We start from the raw sequence: 14,990 nt of genomic DNA on the forward strand, positions 1-14,990 counted from the left end.
TCCAGTCCCATGCAACATAGTTGCCGTTCTACTTAAAGCACCTTCGCTTCGGTCTTCAGCTTCTCGACCAGCGTCTTCACGTCCGGCACCTTCACACCGGCGGAGCGCTTCGGAGGCTCGGCGACTTTCAGCGTCTTCAGACGCGGCGTGACGTCCACACCGAGGTCTTCGGGCTTGATCGTTTCCAGCGGCTTTTTCTTGGCCTTCATGATGTTCGGCAGCGTCACGTAGCGCGGCTCGTTCAGGCGCAGATCGGTCGTCACCACAGCCGGCAGCGTCAGCGACAGCGTTTCGGCGCCGCCGTCCACTTCACGCGACACCGTCGCCTTGCCGTCCGCGACAATCACCTTCGACGCGAACGTCGCCTGCGGCAGGTTCGCCAGCGCGGCGAGCATCTGGCCGGTCTGATTGGAGTCGTCGTCGATGGCCTGTTTGCCGAGAATCACCAGCTGCGGTTGCTCCTTGTCGACCAGCGCCTTCAGCAGCTTCGCGACTGCGAGCGGCTGCAGCTCTTCGTTCGATTCGATCAGGATCGCGCGATCCGCACCGATCGCGAGCGCGGTGCGCAGCGTTTCCTGCGACTGCGCAACACCAGCCGACACGGCGACCACTTCGGTCACGACACCCGCTTCCTTCAGACGCACGGCTTCTTCAACCGCGATTTCGTCGAACGGGTTCATCGACATTTTCACGTTCGCAATATCGACGCCCGTACCGTCCGACTTCGCGCGGACCTTCACGTTGTAGTCGACCACTCGCTTGACTGCTACAAGAACTCTCACAACTCTCTCCTTCCCACACCGATAGGGCCGAGCCCTATCGTTTTGAATGACATTACGTCCGTTGATCGATCAGAACTGGTCTTCGCGCAGCGCCAACGCGCCTTCGCCATCGCGAGCGCCGCGAATCGTCGCTTCGAGCGCGATTGCACGGGGCAGCACCTGCGTCGCGTAGGTGTGCGCGGTCGCGATCTTCGCGTCGTAGAAGCCCGGATCTTCGTCGCGCTTGTCGGCGGCGAGCACGAGCGAGCGGGCGACTTGCCAACCCGCGAGCACGATGCCCGCGAGCATCAGATAAGAGACACTGCCCGCGAACACCCCATTCGGATCGCGCTTGACGTTCTCGACCACGTAGCGCACCGCGCTGTGCAATGCGTTGCGGCCGGCGGACAGATGACGGTGCATCGCCTGGAAAGCCGCGTTCGAACCATACGAGGGGTGCCCTTGCACCGCAGCCAGCGTCGCGTCGATTTGCGCGAGCAGCATCCCCGCCACCTCGCCGTTGTCGCGCACGGTCTTGCGGCCGACGAGATCGTTCGCCTGGATCGCCGTCGTGCCTTCGTAGATCGGCAGAATGCGCGCGTCGCGGTAGTACTGCGCGGCGCCGGTTTCCTCGATGAAGCCCATGCCGCCGTGCACCTGCACGCCGAGACTGGTCACCTCCAGCGACATCTCCGTGCTCCAGCCCTTCACGATCGGCACCAGGTATTCGTAGATCGCCTGATGATTCGCACGCGTCGCGCCGTCCGGATGACGATGCGCGAGATCGCAGTGCGAGGCCGACACATACGCCAGTGCGCGTGCGCCTTCGGTCAGCGCGCGCATCGTCGACAGCATGCGGCGCACGTCCGGGTGCTGGATGATCGCGACCGACTGCTTCGCGGAGCCATCCACCGGACGGCTCTGCACGCGCTCCTTCGCATACGCGACGGCCTGCTGGTACGCGCGATCCGAGATCGCCACGCCCTGCACGCCCACCGCGAAGCGCGCGGCATTCATCATGATGAACATGTATTCCAGACCGCGGTTCTCCTCGCCGACGAGCTGGCCGATCGCGCCGCCGTGATCGCCGAACTGCAGCACGGCGGTCGGGCTCGCCTTGATGCCGAGCTTGTGTTCGATCGATACGCAGTGCACGTCGTTGCGCTCGCCGAGCGAACCGTCTTCGTTGACCAGAAACTTCGGCACGACGAACAGCGAAATGCCTTTCACGCCTTCAGGCGCGCTCGGCGTGCGTGCGAGCACCAGATGCACGATGTTTTCCGTCATGTCGTGCTCGCCCCACGTGATGAAAATCTTCGTGCCGAAGATCCGGTACGAGCCGTCGCCCTGCGGCTCGGCGCGGGTGCGCACCAGCGACAGGTCGGAGCCCGCTTGCGGCTCGGTCAGATTCATCGTGCCGGTCCACTCGCCGGAGATCATCTTCGGCACGTAGCGCTGCTTCAGCTCTTCGCTACCCGCCGTCAGCAGCGCTTCGATCGCGCCGTCGGTCAACAGCGGGCACAGCCCGAGCGACAGATTGGCCGCGTTGAGCATTTCGATGCAAGGCGTCGACAGCAGCTTGGGCAAGTCCTGACCGCCGTATTCAGACGGATGTTGCAAACCCTGCCAGCCGCCTTCGGTGAACTGGCGAAACGCGTCCTTGAAACCGGCCGTCGCGGTCACCGCGCCATCCTTCCACGTGCTCGGGTTGCGGTCGCCGTCGACGTTCAGCGGCGCGAGCACGCCTTCGTGCAGGCGCGCGGCCTCTTCGAGCACCGCGCGAGCGGTATCGGCGGTCGCGTCCTCGCAGCCGGGCAAGCCCGCCAGTTGGTCGATTCCGGCCAGTTCCGTGATTGCAAACACCATGTCTTTGAGAGGCGCGACGTAGCTCATTACCATTCTTCCGATCAGATAGTCCGTGGGGAAAGTCACCCGTCTGGCACCGATGCGGCCGGGGGTAACGTATGGCTGAATCGTAGCGTCGGACAGGCCCTGCCCGGTTGTCCAAACCGGACGATCTATTGACATCTCTGGCCACGTCGGAGGAAGTAAACGCCCCGTGGGAAATGCGTCGGTGGGTGCTGCCGACGCTTGATATGACCAGGTTCAACCGCCCCGGCGATAGGCCGCCGGGGTGCTGCCGGTCCAGTGACGGAACGCTCGGTGGAATGCGGTGGGGTCGCCGAAGCCGACGTCGCCCGCGATGATGGCGATGGGCTCGTGCGTTCCGGTCAGGCGCTGGATCGCGATGTCGCGGCGCAGTTCGTCCTTGAGCACCTGGAACGCCGTGCCCTCGGCGGCAAGATGACGGCATAGCGTTCTGACCGAACAGTGCAGGCCTTCCGCCGCCTCTTCGATGGATGGGACGTCGGGCAGCCGGGACGCGAGATGTTCCCGCACGCGATGACTGAACAGCTGCTCGTTGAACGAAACGAAGATCCAGTCTTCCGGCGCGCGAGCGAGAAACCTGCGCAGGTTCGCCTTGCGCTGCCGCACGGGCAGGTCGAAATAGCTACTGCTGAACTGCATCGAGGTCTGATTGCAGTCGAACTTCGCCGGTCCGGGAAACAGATAGAGATACTCGAGCGCGTGAGCGGGACGGGGAAAGGAAAACTGCACCTGGAGCAATGCGATCCGCTGACCGATCAGCCAGGACGCGATCCCATGCGCGAGCTTCAGCATCAGCTCCTGGGCCAGCATGCTGGGCAGCGCTCCGGTGCTTCCCGGATGCAGCGCCAGCGTCGCGACCAGGTCGCCGCGGCGCGACTCGAAACGGAAGTCGTCGAGCACCAGATGGAAGAACTGGCCGAACCGATGCATCGCGGTTTCGAGATTCGGCGCATCCAGCAGGCTCAGGCACAGAAACTTGAGCGCGCCGCTACGCAGCGGGCGCGAGAAAACGCCGGGCATCTCATCGTCGAGTTCGATCGCGAGAGAGCGGTAGAGCGTCGAGAACTGTTCCTCGGTGACGCGCGCGCCAGGCTGGTTCAGAAGCGCGCGTGGAATGTTCGCGCCGGACAGATGCCGGTCGACGATATCCGGCCGTGTCCCGACGCTGCCGAGGAACCCATTGACGAGCGAGATCGGTACGGTAGCGCCAGGAGCTTGCATGACAGGGTTCCGCGAGGCGATGACGCATCAGCATAGCGCCTCCCGCCGCATCGTGGCGAGGGTTCGGCGAATCGCTACGCTAGTGCCGCGTTTGGGGCCCCCGCGGTTCTGGCAGCCGGTCTGCTATTGCGCCGATGCGTGCGAGCGCAGATACGGCACGTAGCCGTTCTGGGTCTTCAGGATCTTGTCGGCGCACTCGTCATAGTCGTCGCCCTTCGCGCTATCGGGCCCATACATGCCGCGGCACTGCGCGAACAGCGACAGCGTCGCGCCGCCCGTGCTCTTGTTCGCGCGGGTCGCTGAAAAAGCGGCCTTGCCCGAATCGTCGGGCACGTCGGTATCGATTGCGATCGCGTCCGAGCGGATCACGTGCGTGTCGGAGTGCTGCTCGATATAGCGCTTCGTCGCCGCCCACGCGGCATCGCAATTCGCCGGCGTGCAATCGATCACCGCGTCGCGTTGCGCGGCGAGAAGGTTCGGCTCGCTATGAAGGATTTCCTGCTGGGCCCGCTGCGCCTGCTTTTCCGTGGACGAGCAGGCGGCGAGTGCACATGCGACGAGTGCGAAGGCTGCGATCTTTTTCATGAGTAGACTTCGGAGGCCATGTTCGAGCGCGATTATAGCCGCGAGAGGAGCGCGATCGCGCATTCAACACACCGCAGCGGCCCCTAGGTGTTCGCCACCAGCAATTCTTCCGCATTGTCCGGCGGGCGCAGCCCATCCTTGCGAGCCGCGAAGTAGCGCTGCGTCAGATCGGCCGCGGACACATGCCGCGCGTCGTCAAAGCCCGCTTCACGCGCCATCGCGATCATCTGCTGCGGCATGAAGAAGCTGATGAACGGTGTCCCGCTCGCACGCGCGCCCCTCTCCGCCATTTCGAGTCCGGGGCGCACGTCCGGGTCCGCCATCTCCAGCGGCAACAGGAACGTCATCGCGAACGTCGAGCCGCGCGCGAGCCCGGCCACTTCGCGCAGCGTCGCCGCATTCGCCTCCCTGGTCAAATACATGCTGACGCCGGTCGACACGACGACGGCGGGCCTGCTTTCGTCGAAGCCTTCGGCGACGAGACGCTGCCGCCAGCTGTCGCCCGCTTCGAAGTCGACCGGCACGAAACGCAGCCAGTCCGGCAGGCCGTAACCCAGCTCGCTGAGCCGCTGACGCTTCCACGTTTGCGGTCCCGGCGGATCGACCTCGAACACGGTGAGCCGCGACGCGATATCGGGCCGGCGTTGCGCGAAGCTATCGAGACCGGCGCCCAGGATCACGTATTGATCCACACCGCGCCCGGCCTGCTCGACGACCAGATCCTCGATAAAACGTGCGCGCGCGACGATCGACGCGCGAAACGGCCGCGTGAACCTCGGGTCCATGTCGCCGCGGCTGTGCCAGTTTTCGGCGGGCGCCAGCAACTGCAAGCCGACTTCGTCTTCGAGCACGTGCGGCGGCGCGTCGGCTTGCACGTGCAGCGCACGCCATAGTGCGACGCGCGCCGCGGTGCTGTCGGGTGCGATGTGTGGTTGATTGCTCATGGTATTTGCGCGGGCTCAATGGAAAAACGGCAGCGTGAGAAACAGTTTGATCACGATCGCGTTGACGATGTCCATGAAAAACGCGCCCGTCATCGGCACGATCAGGAACGCGATATGGGAATGGCCGAAGCGGTTCGTGATCGCCTGCATGTTCGCGATCGCGGTCGGCGTGGCGCCAAGTCCGAGCCCGCATTGCGCCGCGCACAACACGACCGCGTCGTAGTTGCGGCCCATCGCGGGGAACGTGATGAAGATCGCGTAGAGCGCCATCAGCAGCGTCTGCGCCGCGAGGATCGAGATGATCGGCAATGCGAGCGCGGCAAGCTCCCATAGATCGAGCCGCATCAGCGCCATCGCGAGAAATAGCGCGAGCGCGACGTTGCCGACCAGCGCGACCGCGTGCTGGTCGATCCGCACGCGCGCGAGCGCCAGCACGTTGTTCAGGATCACGCCGATGAACAGCGTGCAGACGAACGTCGGCAATTCGAACACGGTGTTCGCGATCCAGTCGGCAAACACTTCGCCGCCCGCGAGGCAGATCGAGATCAGCGCGAGCGTCGTGATGATCGCGGCGGGCGTGGTGGCCTGCTCCGCCTTCGGCTCTTCGAAGACCAGCGTTTCGTCCGCTAGCTGCTGGACGCGCAGCAATTCGTCGGCGCTGATCCGCCGCATCAGCAGCCGTGCGACCGGACCGCCGAGCACGCCGCCCATCACGAGTCCAAACGTCGCACAGCCGATCGCGATTTCTGTCGCCGACTCCAGCCCGTGACGTTCGGTGAAGACCTGGCTCCACGCGGCGCCGGTGCCGTGCCCGCCCGACATCGTGACCGAGCCGCCAAGAATGCCGAGCAGCGGATCGACGCCGAGCGCGAACGCGAGCAGGATGCCGATCACGTTCTGCAGGATCAGCAGCCCACTGACCAGCGTGAGAAAGCGGATCAACACCGGCCCGCCCGCCTTCAGATTCGACAGGTGCGCATTCAGCCCGATCGTCGAAAAGAACGCGAGCATCAGCGGCGCCTGCAGCGTCGAATCGAACCTGACTTGCACCTGGGTGGTGATGCGTGTGATCAGCACGCAGATCGCGACGATGAGCCCGCCTGCCACCGGCGCCGGAATCGAATAGGTCCGTAGCACGCCGATCCATTGCACGAGCTTTTCGCCGAGCAGCAGCACGAGCGACGTCGCGACCAGCGTGGCATATACGCCGACAGTCATCAATGGCCTCCGAGCGCGAACCTGCGACATCTTAGCCAATCCGCCCAGGCAAAGTATGATTTTCCTTGACGCAATGCAATCGGCGCATGACGTCGCGCCACTGCCCGCGACGAAGTCTGCTACGCTGCGCGCTTCACCACCCTTGCACTGAAACGATGGATATCCCTTTCAACGATCGCGGCGTGTCGGTCACGCGCAACGCTCTTTCGGCCGCGGGTCAGGTCTTTCCGCTGCGCGATATCGTCGACGTGCAGGTCGTGACCGTGCAGAAGAACAAGGTCGTGCCGCTGGTGATCTCGGTGGCGGGGCTGATCGGCGCGATCGTCGGCGGTGTGCTGCATTCGGCTTCGGGACTCGTATCCGGGGCGATGCTGGTCGTGGTCGGCTGGCTGACCTGGGTGACTCAGGACGTCACGCATCGGTTGATGGTCAAGACGGCCGAAGGCGAGCGCGAGGCGCTGATGAGCACGGATCGCGAGTTCGTCGAACGCGTCGGCGAGGCCGTGCATCGGGCGAAGGCCGCGGCGGCTGCGCCCAAGGTTTGACGCCGGCGCGACGACCGGACATCAAAAAGCCGTGCGCGACCGCTCAGTTCCAGCCCCGCACGGCTGCTCTCCAGCTCAGTCCAGACTGAGCGGACTCACGCGCCAGATATTGCGCGCATACTCGCCGATCGTGCGATCCGACGAGAACTGCCCCATCCCCGCGACGTTCTCGATCGCGCTTTCGGCCCACGCGCGCCTGTTGACGAAACGCGCATCCACGTCGTTCTGCGCCTTCGCGAACGCGTCGAAATCGGCAAGCACCATATAGTGATCGCCCCAATCGACCAGCGTGTGAAAGATATCCGAGAAGCGCAGCGGATCGTCCGGCGAGAAGAAGCCCGTGCGAATTTGATCGAGCGCGGTGCGTAACGCTTCGTTTTCCTCGTAAATCTGCCGCGGCCGATAGCCGCTTGCGCGCAGATCGTCCACCTCGTCGGCGCTGTGGCCGAAGATGAAGATGTTCTCTCGTCCGACCGCGTCGCAGATTTCGATGTTCGCGCCGTCCATCGTGCCGATCGTCAATGCGCCATTGAGCGCGAGCTTCATATTGCCGGTACCCGACGCCTCGGTGCCGGCCATCGAGATCTGCTCGGACAGATCGGCCGCCGGAATGATCAGCTCGGCGACGCTCACGCCGTAGTTCGGCACGAACACGACCTTCAGCCTGTTGCCGATCAGTGGATCGTGATTGACCTTCTCGCTGACGTCGCCGATCAGCTTGATGATCGTCTTGGCCATCCGGTACGCGGACGCCGCCTTGCCCGCGAACAGCACGACGCGCGGCACCCAGTCGCGCTCCGGATTCGCGCGAATCTCGTTGTAGCGCACGATCACGTGCAGCACGTTCAGCAACTGGCGCTTGTATTCGTGAATGCGCTTGACCTGCAGATCGAACAGCGCGTTTGGATCGAAGTGCAGCTTGGTGTGCTGCGCGAGCCGGTGGACGAGCCGCAGCTTGGCCTGTCGTTTGGCCTCACGGAACGCGTCGACGAACTCGTCGTCCTTGCGCAGATTGCGCAACTGCTCGAGCTCGAACAGATTGCTGCGCCAATGCGTACCGATGCGCGCATCGATCAGCGACGACAGCGACGGACTCGCCTGCGCGAGCCAGCGGCGCGGCGTGATGCCGTTGGTCACGTTGGTGAAGCGGTCGGGATAGAGGCGCGCGAAGTCGGCGAAGATGTCGCGCGTCATCAGCTGCGAATGCAGCTTCGACACGCCGTTCACCTTGTGGCTCGCGACGATCGCCAGATAGGCCATGCGCACGCGCCGCTGCCCGTATTCGTCGACGAGCGAAATACGGCGGATCATCTCGACGTCGTGGCCCGACTGTTCGCTGACGTGCTTCAGAAACTGCGCGTTGATTTCGAAGATGATCTCGAGATGGCGCGGCAGCAGCCGCGACAGCATTTCGACATCCCATGTTTCGAGCGCCTCGGGCATCAGCGTGTGATTCGTGTACGAGAAGATCTGCGTCACGTGTTTCCACGCCTTGTCCCACGGCAGATTATGGACGTCCACGAGCAGGCGCATCAGCTCGGGAATCGCGAGCACCGGGTGCGTGTCGTTCAGATGCACCGCGACCTTCTCCGAGAAGCGTCCGAACGTGCTGTGCGTGCGCTGATAGCGGCGGATCAGATCCTGCATCGTCGCCGATACGAAGAAGTACTCCTGGCGCAGCCGCAACTCGCGGCCGGCCGGCGTCGAGTCGTCCGGATAGAGCAGCCGTGACACGTTCTCCGACATGTTCTTGGTGTCGACCGCATTGCGGTAGTCACCGCGATTGAACGCGCCGAGGTCGAGTTCCTCGGTTGCGCGCGCGGACCACAGGCGCAGCGTGTTGGTCGCGTCGGTCGCGTAGCCGGGGATCACGGTGTCGTAGGCGGTCGCGTTCACGTGCTCGGTGTCGATCCATTCGGTCTTGTCGCCGCGCTGCACGGTGCGGCCACCGAAGTGCACCATGTATTTGATTTCGGGCCGCGGAAATTCCCACGGATTGCCGGCGCGCAGCCAATAGTCGGGGGCCTCGACCTGCTCGCCGTTGACGATTTCCTGACGGAACATGCCGTACTGGTAACGAATACCGTAGCCGAAGCCCGGAATGCCGAGCGTCGCCATCGAGTCGAGAAAGCACGCGGCGAGCCGGCCGAGGCCGCCGTTGCCGAGCGCGGCGTCGGGTTCGATATCGATCAGCGCGTCCATGTCGACGCCGAGGCTCGCGAGCGCCTCCTTCATCTGATCGTGAATGCCGAGCGCGAGCAGCGCGTTGGTAAACGTCCTGCCGATCAGAAACTCCATCGACAGGTAGTAGACCCGCTTCACGTCCTGCTCGTATTGCAGGCGCGTGGTCTTCATCCAGCGCGCGACGAGCCGGTCGCGCACGGCCAGCGCGGCCGCGTGCAGCCAGTCGTGCGGGTGAGCGGTGATGGCGTCCTTGCCGACGCCGTACATCATGCGATTCGAAATTGAGCGCCGTAGCGCGTCGACGGTACTGTGGAGCTGGTCGAATTCCAGATCGACGGTCGTCATCGAAGCCTCCGGGAAGTTCGACATGGCAGACGCGAACCGCACGGGAGACGGACGGGAGGCGCGTGCCTGTCGGAACGGTTTAAAAAAACAGAGTAGGACATTTTGCGGATCGCGCACATCGCTGCGCGAGCGGACGGTGACGCATATGCCATGCCCGCCGGACTCGCCAGTTGCCGCGCGATGGCGCGCGGCGGGCGCCCGGATGCGGTGCAAAACCGCGTGGCAGCGGCACTCTTTATGTCCATCGGCGGGCGTGATTCGTTCGACGAAAGCGGGTTGGGGAACGCACATCGATTATTTTTTCGATGCATGACGGGGGAATGAAGCCGCGCATTCCCTAATTGTGTGATCCCATCGGGCCGCCCGCCCTGCGGAGCGGTTTGCGCGTAAGCGTGTCGCATTCGACGCGACGCGCCGGGCCGATTTGGAGACGGGGGCGGAGTTGACGGTTAGTTGCGTCCGCCTGCCCGCCTCCATGCACGATCGTGCCATCTCTGCAACAATCGCGACGTTGCGCCGCACAAGCCGCCACGCTCATCCGCGGTGGTCCGGACAGCGCGCCACTCCATCCATAACGAAACCGCCGTGCGCGCGTCGCCTTTCCGGAAGCGGCCGACGCCGGCATGCCCAACCCGACGAGCCACGCCTTGTCCGATAAGCTCAGCCCTACCGTCGGCGTGTCCGCGCCGACTCTCCCCGCCGACGGCCCGATGTCGGCCGCCAATCGCCGCGCAATGGCCGCGATCATGCTCGCCGTCGCGCTCGCCACGCTCGATACCGCGATCGCCAACACCGCACTGCCCGCGATCGCCGGCGACCTGCACGCGGCGCCGGCCGCGTCGGTCTGGATCATCAACGCGTACCAGCTCGCGATGGTCGCGACGCTGCTGCCGCTCGCCGCGCTCGGCGATATCGTCGGGCATCGGCGCATCTATATCGGCGGCATTGCGCTGTTCACGCTGAGTTCGCTCGGCTGCGCGCTGGCGCCGACGCTGCCGCTGCTCACCGCCGCGCGCATCGTGCAGGGTTTGGGCGCCAGCGCGATCATGAGCGTCAACACCGCGCTGATCCGCTATCTGTACCCGCCGCATCGGCTCGGTCGAGGGCTCGGCACCAATGCGCTGATCGTCGGCGTATCGTTCGCGGTCGGGCCCACGGTGGCGTCGCTGATTCTGTCGGTCGCGACGTGGCCGTGGCTGTTCGCGGTCAACGTGCCGCTCGGCGTACTCGCGCTGAGCTTCGCGATGCCGGCGCTGCCGCATACCGCGCAGGGCCGGCATCAGTTCGATCCGGTGGCGGCGCTGCTCAACGTGGTCACGTTCGCCGCGCTGATCTTCGCGCTCGGCGAGGCTGCGCAACGCGTCTCGACGCAGATCGTGCTCAGCGCCACGGCGATCGCGGTCGTGTTCGGGCTGCTGCTGATCCGCCGCGAAGCGGGCCACCCCGCGCCGATGCTGCCCGTCGATCTGTTCAAGCGGCCGGTATTCGCGCTGTCGGCGGTGACGGCCGTCTGCTCGTTCGCCGCGCAGGGCCTCGCGTTCGTGTCGCTGCCGTTCTATTTCGAGGACGTGCTGCTGCGCAGCCAGGTCGAAACCGGCTTCCTGATGACGCCGTGGCCTGTCGTGGTCGCGCTTGCCGCGCCGCTCGCGGGCGGTCTGTCGGACCGCTACCCGCCGGGGCTGCTCGGCGCGATCGGGCTCGCGGTGCTGTCGGCGGGGATGGCCTCGCTGGCGATGCTGCCCGCCCATCCGCACGTGCTCGACATCGGCATCCGCATGGCGATTTGCGGCGCGGGCTTCGGCTTTTTCCAATCGCCGAACCTGAAGGCGCTGATGGCGAGCGCGCCGCCGGAGCGCAGCGGCGGCGCGAGCGGCATCGTCGCGACCGCGCGGCTGCTCGGCCAGGCGACCGGCGCGGCGCTGGTCGCGCTGTGCTTCGGCATCGCCGGCCGCCAGCATGGACCGACGCTCGCGCTCGGCCTCGGCGCTTTCTTCGCCGGCGCGGCGAGCCTTGCGAGCGGCTTGCGGCTGCTCGCGCCGTCGCATCGCGCAGGCGTGCAGGCGAAGGCGGCGGACAAGTGAGAGGTGCGCCGGACGGCGCGTGAGACGGGGATAAAGCCTGAATGAAACGCGGCTCGAACGAGCGCGCATCACAGTTGGAACCAATACGGAAAGACGAGGCGGCAACCACGCGAGCCGCCTCGCTCACGACCAGTGCGGCGCGGTCAACGTGCCGCGAAGTAGTCCTTCACCGCGCCAATGAACGTGTCGATATCGTCGCGCGACACGTCCTTATGCGTGACGAAGCGCGACGCATACAGCATCTGCGTGAGGATGCCGCGCTCCTTGAGCCACGCCTCGAGTGGCGCGCAATGCTGCTGCGGAAACTGCGCGAACACCATGTTCGTCGCGACCGACTGCACCTTCACCTGCTCGATCGTCTCTAGCCCCGCCGCCAGATGCGCGGCGTTCGCGTGGTCGTCGGCAAGACGCTCGACGTTGTGATCGAGCGCGTACAGGCAGGCCGCCGCGAGCACGCCAGCCTGGCGCATGCCGCCGCCGAGCACCTTGCGCCAGCGATGCGCGACATCGATCAGCGCGCGGCTGCCGACCAGCACCGAGCCGACCGGCGCGCCCAGTCCCTTCGAAAAACAGATCGACACCGAATCGAACGGCTCGGTGAGCGCCGCGACCGGCTTACCCGACGCGACCGCCGCGTTGAATACGCGCGCACCGTCGAGGTGGGTCGCGAGGCCGCGCTCGCGCGCGAGCTGCGTCGCGTCGGCGACGTACTGAGCCGGCAGCACTCTGCCGCCGATCGTGTTTTCCAGCGCGAGCAGCCGCGTGCGCGCGAAGTGATCGTCGATCGGCTTGATCGCGGCGGCGATCTTGTCGAGCGGGATCGAGCCGTCGGCGGCGTTTTCGAGCGGTTGCGGCTGGATGCTGCCGAGCACGGCCGCGCCTCCGCCCTCGTATTTGTAGGTGTGCGCGAGCTGGCCGACGATGTATTCGTCGCCGCGCGCGCAGTGCGCCATCAATGCGGCGAGGTTGCTTTGCGTGCCGCTCGGGAAGAACAGCCCCGCTTCCTTGCCGGTGCGCTCGGCCAGCGTGGCCTGCAGACGCAGCACGGTGGGGTCGTCGCCCCAGACGTCGTCGCCGACTTCGGCTGCCGACATCGCCGCGAGCATCGGCGGAGTCGGACGGGTAACGGTATCGCTGCGCAAATCGATCATTGTGTGTCCCTGTGCGTCCATGGATGACAACCTACGGCAGCCGGCCGCGCGTGCATTCCAGGAGGAACGCGTACGCGCCGGCAAACGAGCCATACAGTGTATTCAATTCAGGCGACGCTGAAAATCGGCGCGTCCCCGCAAGGCGCGCCGATCCGGCTGCGAGGAGTCAACAGACGCTAAATCAGTAGACGCGACGGGGACGCTCAGCCGCCAGGCTTCGGCAGCCACTGGAGCGGATCGACCGGCTGGCCGTTCTGGCGCACTTCGAACTGGATCGACGCGGCACCGCGGCTATCGACCCCGACCTCGCCGATCGTCTGCCCTTGCGCGACCGCGTCGCCTTCCTTGACGAGCAACTGGCTGTTCTGGCCGTACGCAGTGATCAGCGAGTCGTTGTGCTTGATGATGATGAGCGGGCCGTAGGCTTCGATGCCGGTGCCCGCGTAGACCACGCGGCCGGTCGCCGCGGCCTTGACCGGATCGCCGGGTTGCCCGCCGATCACGATGCCGTTGGATTTGCCCGGCGCGAACGCACGCAGGATCGGCCCGTGCAACGGCCATTGCAGCACGCCCTGCTGCGGCCCGGCCGCCGGGGCCGGCGCACCGGGCACCGCGCCCGGCGGCACGTTCGCCGTCGCGCCCGGCGCGACCGGCGCACCCGGCGCCACCGCAGCCGGCGGTGTGACTACGCTGCCCGAGGGCATCGGCGGGGAAACGCGCAGCACCTGGCCTGGCGCGACCGCAGCGTTGACCGGCAAGCCGTTCCAGGCCGCGATTTCCTGTGGCTTGCGTCCATAAGCCGAAGCGATGCCGGCCAGCGTGTCGCCCGGATTGACGCGATAGAAGCCAGCGGGCACCGGGACGTTCGCGAGGCTGGTCGTGGCCGACGGCGCGTTGTTGTAGAACGGCGTGCTTTCCCACGGCATCGTCGTGCAGCCGGCGATCGCCGCGCCGAGCGCCACCGCCATCAGCAGGCGGATCGTCGTCGGTTGCCCTTGTTGTGTCATCTGATTTTCCTCGACGTGTGTCCCATTCCGATTCAATCGACGCCATAGCAATTGCCGTGCCGCCACGCTTGCGCAAGGTCGCGGCAGTCTGCTGCCGCCTGGACATTATGCGCGACCGCCAGACGCACGCCGCGCTGGCGCGCGCCGTCAAACTGCCGTGTTGTTCAGACGCTTCCCTGGGTTTCGACGACGAGCACGCGTGCCGCGCCGAGCGGATGCGCGACATGCTCGGTGCCGACCGCCGCGTAGAACACGTCGCCGGTTTCGAGCACCGTCGAACGTTCGACGCCGTCTTCGCGATAGCGCATCTCGACGCGCCCGTCGAGCACGGCGAAGACTTCCTCGCCGTCGTTCACGTGCCACTTGTACGGCTGGTCGGTCCAATGCAGACGCGTGGTAATGCCGTTCATGTTCGCGATGTCGAGCGCACCCCAGGCACGCGGCGCGGTAAAGCTTTTGCTGCGGATGATTTTCATGGTGGATGAGCAATTGGCAAGCGCGCAAACTCCGCGGGCGGCGCCGTCCGCCCACGGCGACGGCGCTTGCGCGGCTGGCCCTATTATAGGTCGCATGGCCCGCGCGTCTCGGCGAGCAAGCCGCCACGGCCGATTCGTCCGATCGTTGCGGGCAATCGACCATCGCCTATACTCAGTCAAGCCGCGCGGAGCAGTTCACGACAACGTTGGGATTCTGGGAGGAATCGAGGATGAACAAAGCCACCTTTCTGGCCGTGCAACTCAACGTCGACGATGTGGCGGCGTCTGCCGGCCTCGTCGAACTGCTGAACACGCATCTGATCTTCGCCGCCGACGTCGCCGAGGCCGCCGATGCGCTCGTGCAACTGGCGAGCGTCGCGCGGCTGTCGAGCGGGGTCGAGGCGAGCGTCGAGCTGCCCGCGGTGGCGATCGAACGGCTGCGCGAAGCGCTCGACAATCTGAGCGGCTACGACGAATCGTGGTTGCTCGCGCTGGAGCCGAGCCGCGCGCTGTTCGATGACATCGGCCGGCGGCAGCGAACGCTGCATTGACGCGAACCCGCCGAATCACGGCGCGGTAAAC

At 65.5% G+C, this 14,990-nt stretch carries 13 protein-coding genes; 3 read left to right on the forward strand and 10 right to left on the reverse strand.

Going from position 1 to position 14,990, the window contains the following annotated elements:
• Window positions 1-32: 32 nt before the first annotated feature.
• The 6 genes from GCT19_RS22995 to gltS all read right to left on the reverse strand — a co-directional run bounded on the left by GCT19_RS22995 (window position 33) and on the right by gltS (window position 6,619).
• On the reverse strand, window positions 33-782 hold the full coding sequence (locus GCT19_RS22995; RefSeq protein WP_184130693.1) for an electron transfer flavoprotein subunit beta/FixA family protein: 750 nt from the start codon (window positions 780-782) through the stop codon (window positions 33-35).
• Between the two features lie 69 nt (window positions 783-851).
• Complete coding sequence (locus GCT19_RS23000; protein WP_152853196.1) at window positions 852-2,654, reverse strand: acyl-CoA dehydrogenase; 1,803 nt, start codon at window positions 2,652-2,654, stop codon at window positions 852-854.
• A 213-nt stretch (window positions 2,655-2,867) separates the two neighbouring features.
• Complete coding sequence (locus GCT19_RS23005; protein ID WP_013091271.1) at window positions 2,868-3,872, reverse strand: AraC family transcriptional regulator; 1,005 nt, start codon at window positions 3,870-3,872, stop codon at window positions 2,868-2,870.
• A 123-nt stretch (window positions 3,873-3,995) separates the two neighbouring features.
• Window positions 3,996-4,457, reverse strand: a complete 462-nt coding sequence (locus GCT19_RS23010) for a hypothetical protein (RefSeq protein WP_152853197.1) — start codon at window positions 4,455-4,457, stop codon at window positions 3,996-3,998.
• An 83-nt stretch (window positions 4,458-4,540) separates the two neighbouring features.
• Window positions 4,541-5,401: a class I SAM-dependent methyltransferase gene (locus tag GCT19_RS23015; RefSeq protein WP_152853198.1), complete on the reverse strand. Its 861-nt coding sequence runs from the start codon at window positions 5,399-5,401 to the stop codon at window positions 4,541-4,543.
• Window positions 5,402-5,416: 15 nt separating this feature from the next.
• On the reverse strand, window positions 5,417-6,619 hold the full coding sequence (gene gltS / locus GCT19_RS23020; RefSeq protein ID WP_152853199.1) for a sodium/glutamate symporter: 1,203 nt from the start codon (window positions 6,617-6,619) through the stop codon (window positions 5,417-5,419).
• A 155-nt stretch (window positions 6,620-6,774) separates the two neighbouring features.
• Between gltS and GCT19_RS23025 the strand changes: the two genes are divergently transcribed.
• Window positions 6,775-7,164 (forward strand): DUF6232 family protein, encoded by a 390-nt coding sequence (locus GCT19_RS23025; protein WP_152853200.1) that lies wholly within the window; start codon window positions 6,775-6,777, stop codon window positions 7,162-7,164.
• A 75-nt stretch (window positions 7,165-7,239) separates the two neighbouring features.
• On the opposite strand, the gene GCT19_RS23030 is transcribed toward GCT19_RS23025, so the two are convergent.
• On the reverse strand, window positions 7,240-9,693 hold the full coding sequence (locus GCT19_RS23030) for a glycogen/starch/alpha-glucan phosphorylase (protein WP_026229007.1): 2,454 nt from the start codon (window positions 9,691-9,693) through the stop codon (window positions 7,240-7,242).
• A gap of 710 nt (window positions 9,694-10,403) precedes the next feature.
• Here GCT19_RS23030 and GCT19_RS23035 point away from each other — a divergent pair.
• Window positions 10,404-11,774: an MFS transporter gene (locus GCT19_RS23035; RefSeq protein ID WP_193727442.1), complete on the forward strand. Its 1,371-nt coding sequence runs from the start codon at window positions 10,404-10,406 to the stop codon at window positions 11,772-11,774.
• Window positions 11,775-11,917: 143 nt separating this feature from the next.
• On the opposite strand, the gene ltaE is transcribed toward GCT19_RS23035, so the two are convergent.
• The 3 genes from ltaE to GCT19_RS23050 all read right to left on the reverse strand — a co-directional run bounded on the left by ltaE (window position 11,918) and on the right by GCT19_RS23050 (window position 14,408).
• The gene (gene ltaE / locus GCT19_RS23040) at window positions 11,918-12,925 is read right to left on the reverse strand and encodes a low-specificity L-threonine aldolase (RefSeq protein WP_018437127.1); all 1,008 of its coding nucleotides are present in this window, start codon (window positions 12,923-12,925) and stop codon (window positions 11,918-11,920) included.
• A 203-nt stretch (window positions 12,926-13,128) separates the two neighbouring features.
• Window positions 13,129-13,932: a peptidoglycan DD-metalloendopeptidase family protein gene (locus tag GCT19_RS23045; protein ID WP_018437128.1), complete on the reverse strand. Its 804-nt coding sequence runs from the start codon at window positions 13,930-13,932 to the stop codon at window positions 13,129-13,131.
• A 164-nt stretch (window positions 13,933-14,096) separates the two neighbouring features.
• Window positions 14,097-14,408: a cupin domain-containing protein gene (locus GCT19_RS23050; RefSeq protein ID WP_013091262.1), complete on the reverse strand. Its 312-nt coding sequence runs from the start codon at window positions 14,406-14,408 to the stop codon at window positions 14,097-14,099.
• A gap of 230 nt (window positions 14,409-14,638) precedes the next feature.
• On the opposite strand from GCT19_RS23050, the gene GCT19_RS23055 reads away from it, so the two are divergent.
• Window positions 14,639-14,959, forward strand: coding sequence for a hypothetical protein (locus GCT19_RS23055; RefSeq protein WP_013091261.1), 321 nt, complete (start codon window positions 14,639-14,641; stop codon window positions 14,957-14,959).
• Window positions 14,960-14,990 lie beyond the last annotated feature (31 nt).

This window comes from Paraburkholderia atlantica (assembly GCF_009362785.1).
GTDB classification, from domain to species: domain Bacteria; phylum Pseudomonadota; class Gammaproteobacteria; order Burkholderiales; family Burkholderiaceae; genus Paraburkholderia; species Paraburkholderia atlantica.

Excerpts from the sequence above, each read along its gene's own strand:
- GCT19_RS23000 (WP_152853196.1), bottom strand. The coding sequence starts at position 2,654 with ATGAGCTACGTCGCGCCTCTCAAAGACATGGTGTTTGCAATCACGGAA.
- GCT19_RS23005 (WP_013091271.1), bottom strand. The coding sequence starts at position 3,872 with ATGCAAGCTCCTGGCGCTACCGTACCGATCTCGCTCGTCAATGGGTTC.
- GCT19_RS23010 (WP_152853197.1), bottom strand. The coding sequence starts at position 4,457 with ATGAAAAAGATCGCAGCCTTCGCACTCGTCGCATGTGCACTCGCCGCC.
- GCT19_RS23015 (WP_152853198.1), bottom strand. The coding sequence starts at position 5,401 with ATGAGCAATCAACCACACATCGCACCCGACAGCACCGCGGCGCGCGTC.
- gltS (WP_152853199.1), bottom strand. The coding sequence starts at position 6,619 with ATGACTGTCGGCGTATATGCCACGCTGGTCGCGACGTCGCTCGTGCTG.
- GCT19_RS23025 (WP_152853200.1), top strand. The coding sequence starts at position 6,775 with ATGGATATCCCTTTCAACGATCGCGGCGTGTCGGTCACGCGCAACGCT.
- GCT19_RS23030 (WP_026229007.1), bottom strand. The coding sequence starts at position 9,693 with ATGACGACCGTCGATCTGGAATTCGACCAGCTCCACAGTACCGTCGAC.
- GCT19_RS23035 (WP_193727442.1), top strand. The coding sequence starts at position 10,404 with ATGTCGGCCGCCAATCGCCGCGCAATGGCCGCGATCATGCTCGCCGTC.
- ltaE (WP_018437127.1), bottom strand. The coding sequence starts at position 12,925 with ATGATCGATTTGCGCAGCGATACCGTTACCCGTCCGACTCCGCCGATG.
- GCT19_RS23045 (WP_018437128.1), bottom strand. The coding sequence starts at position 13,932 with ATGACACAACAAGGGCAACCGACGACGATCCGCCTGCTGATGGCGGTG.
- GCT19_RS23050 (WP_013091262.1), bottom strand. The coding sequence starts at position 14,408 with ATGAAAATCATCCGCAGCAAAAGCTTTACCGCGCCGCGTGCCTGGGGT.
- GCT19_RS23055 (WP_013091261.1), top strand. The coding sequence starts at position 14,639 with ATGAACAAAGCCACCTTTCTGGCCGTGCAACTCAACGTCGACGATGTG.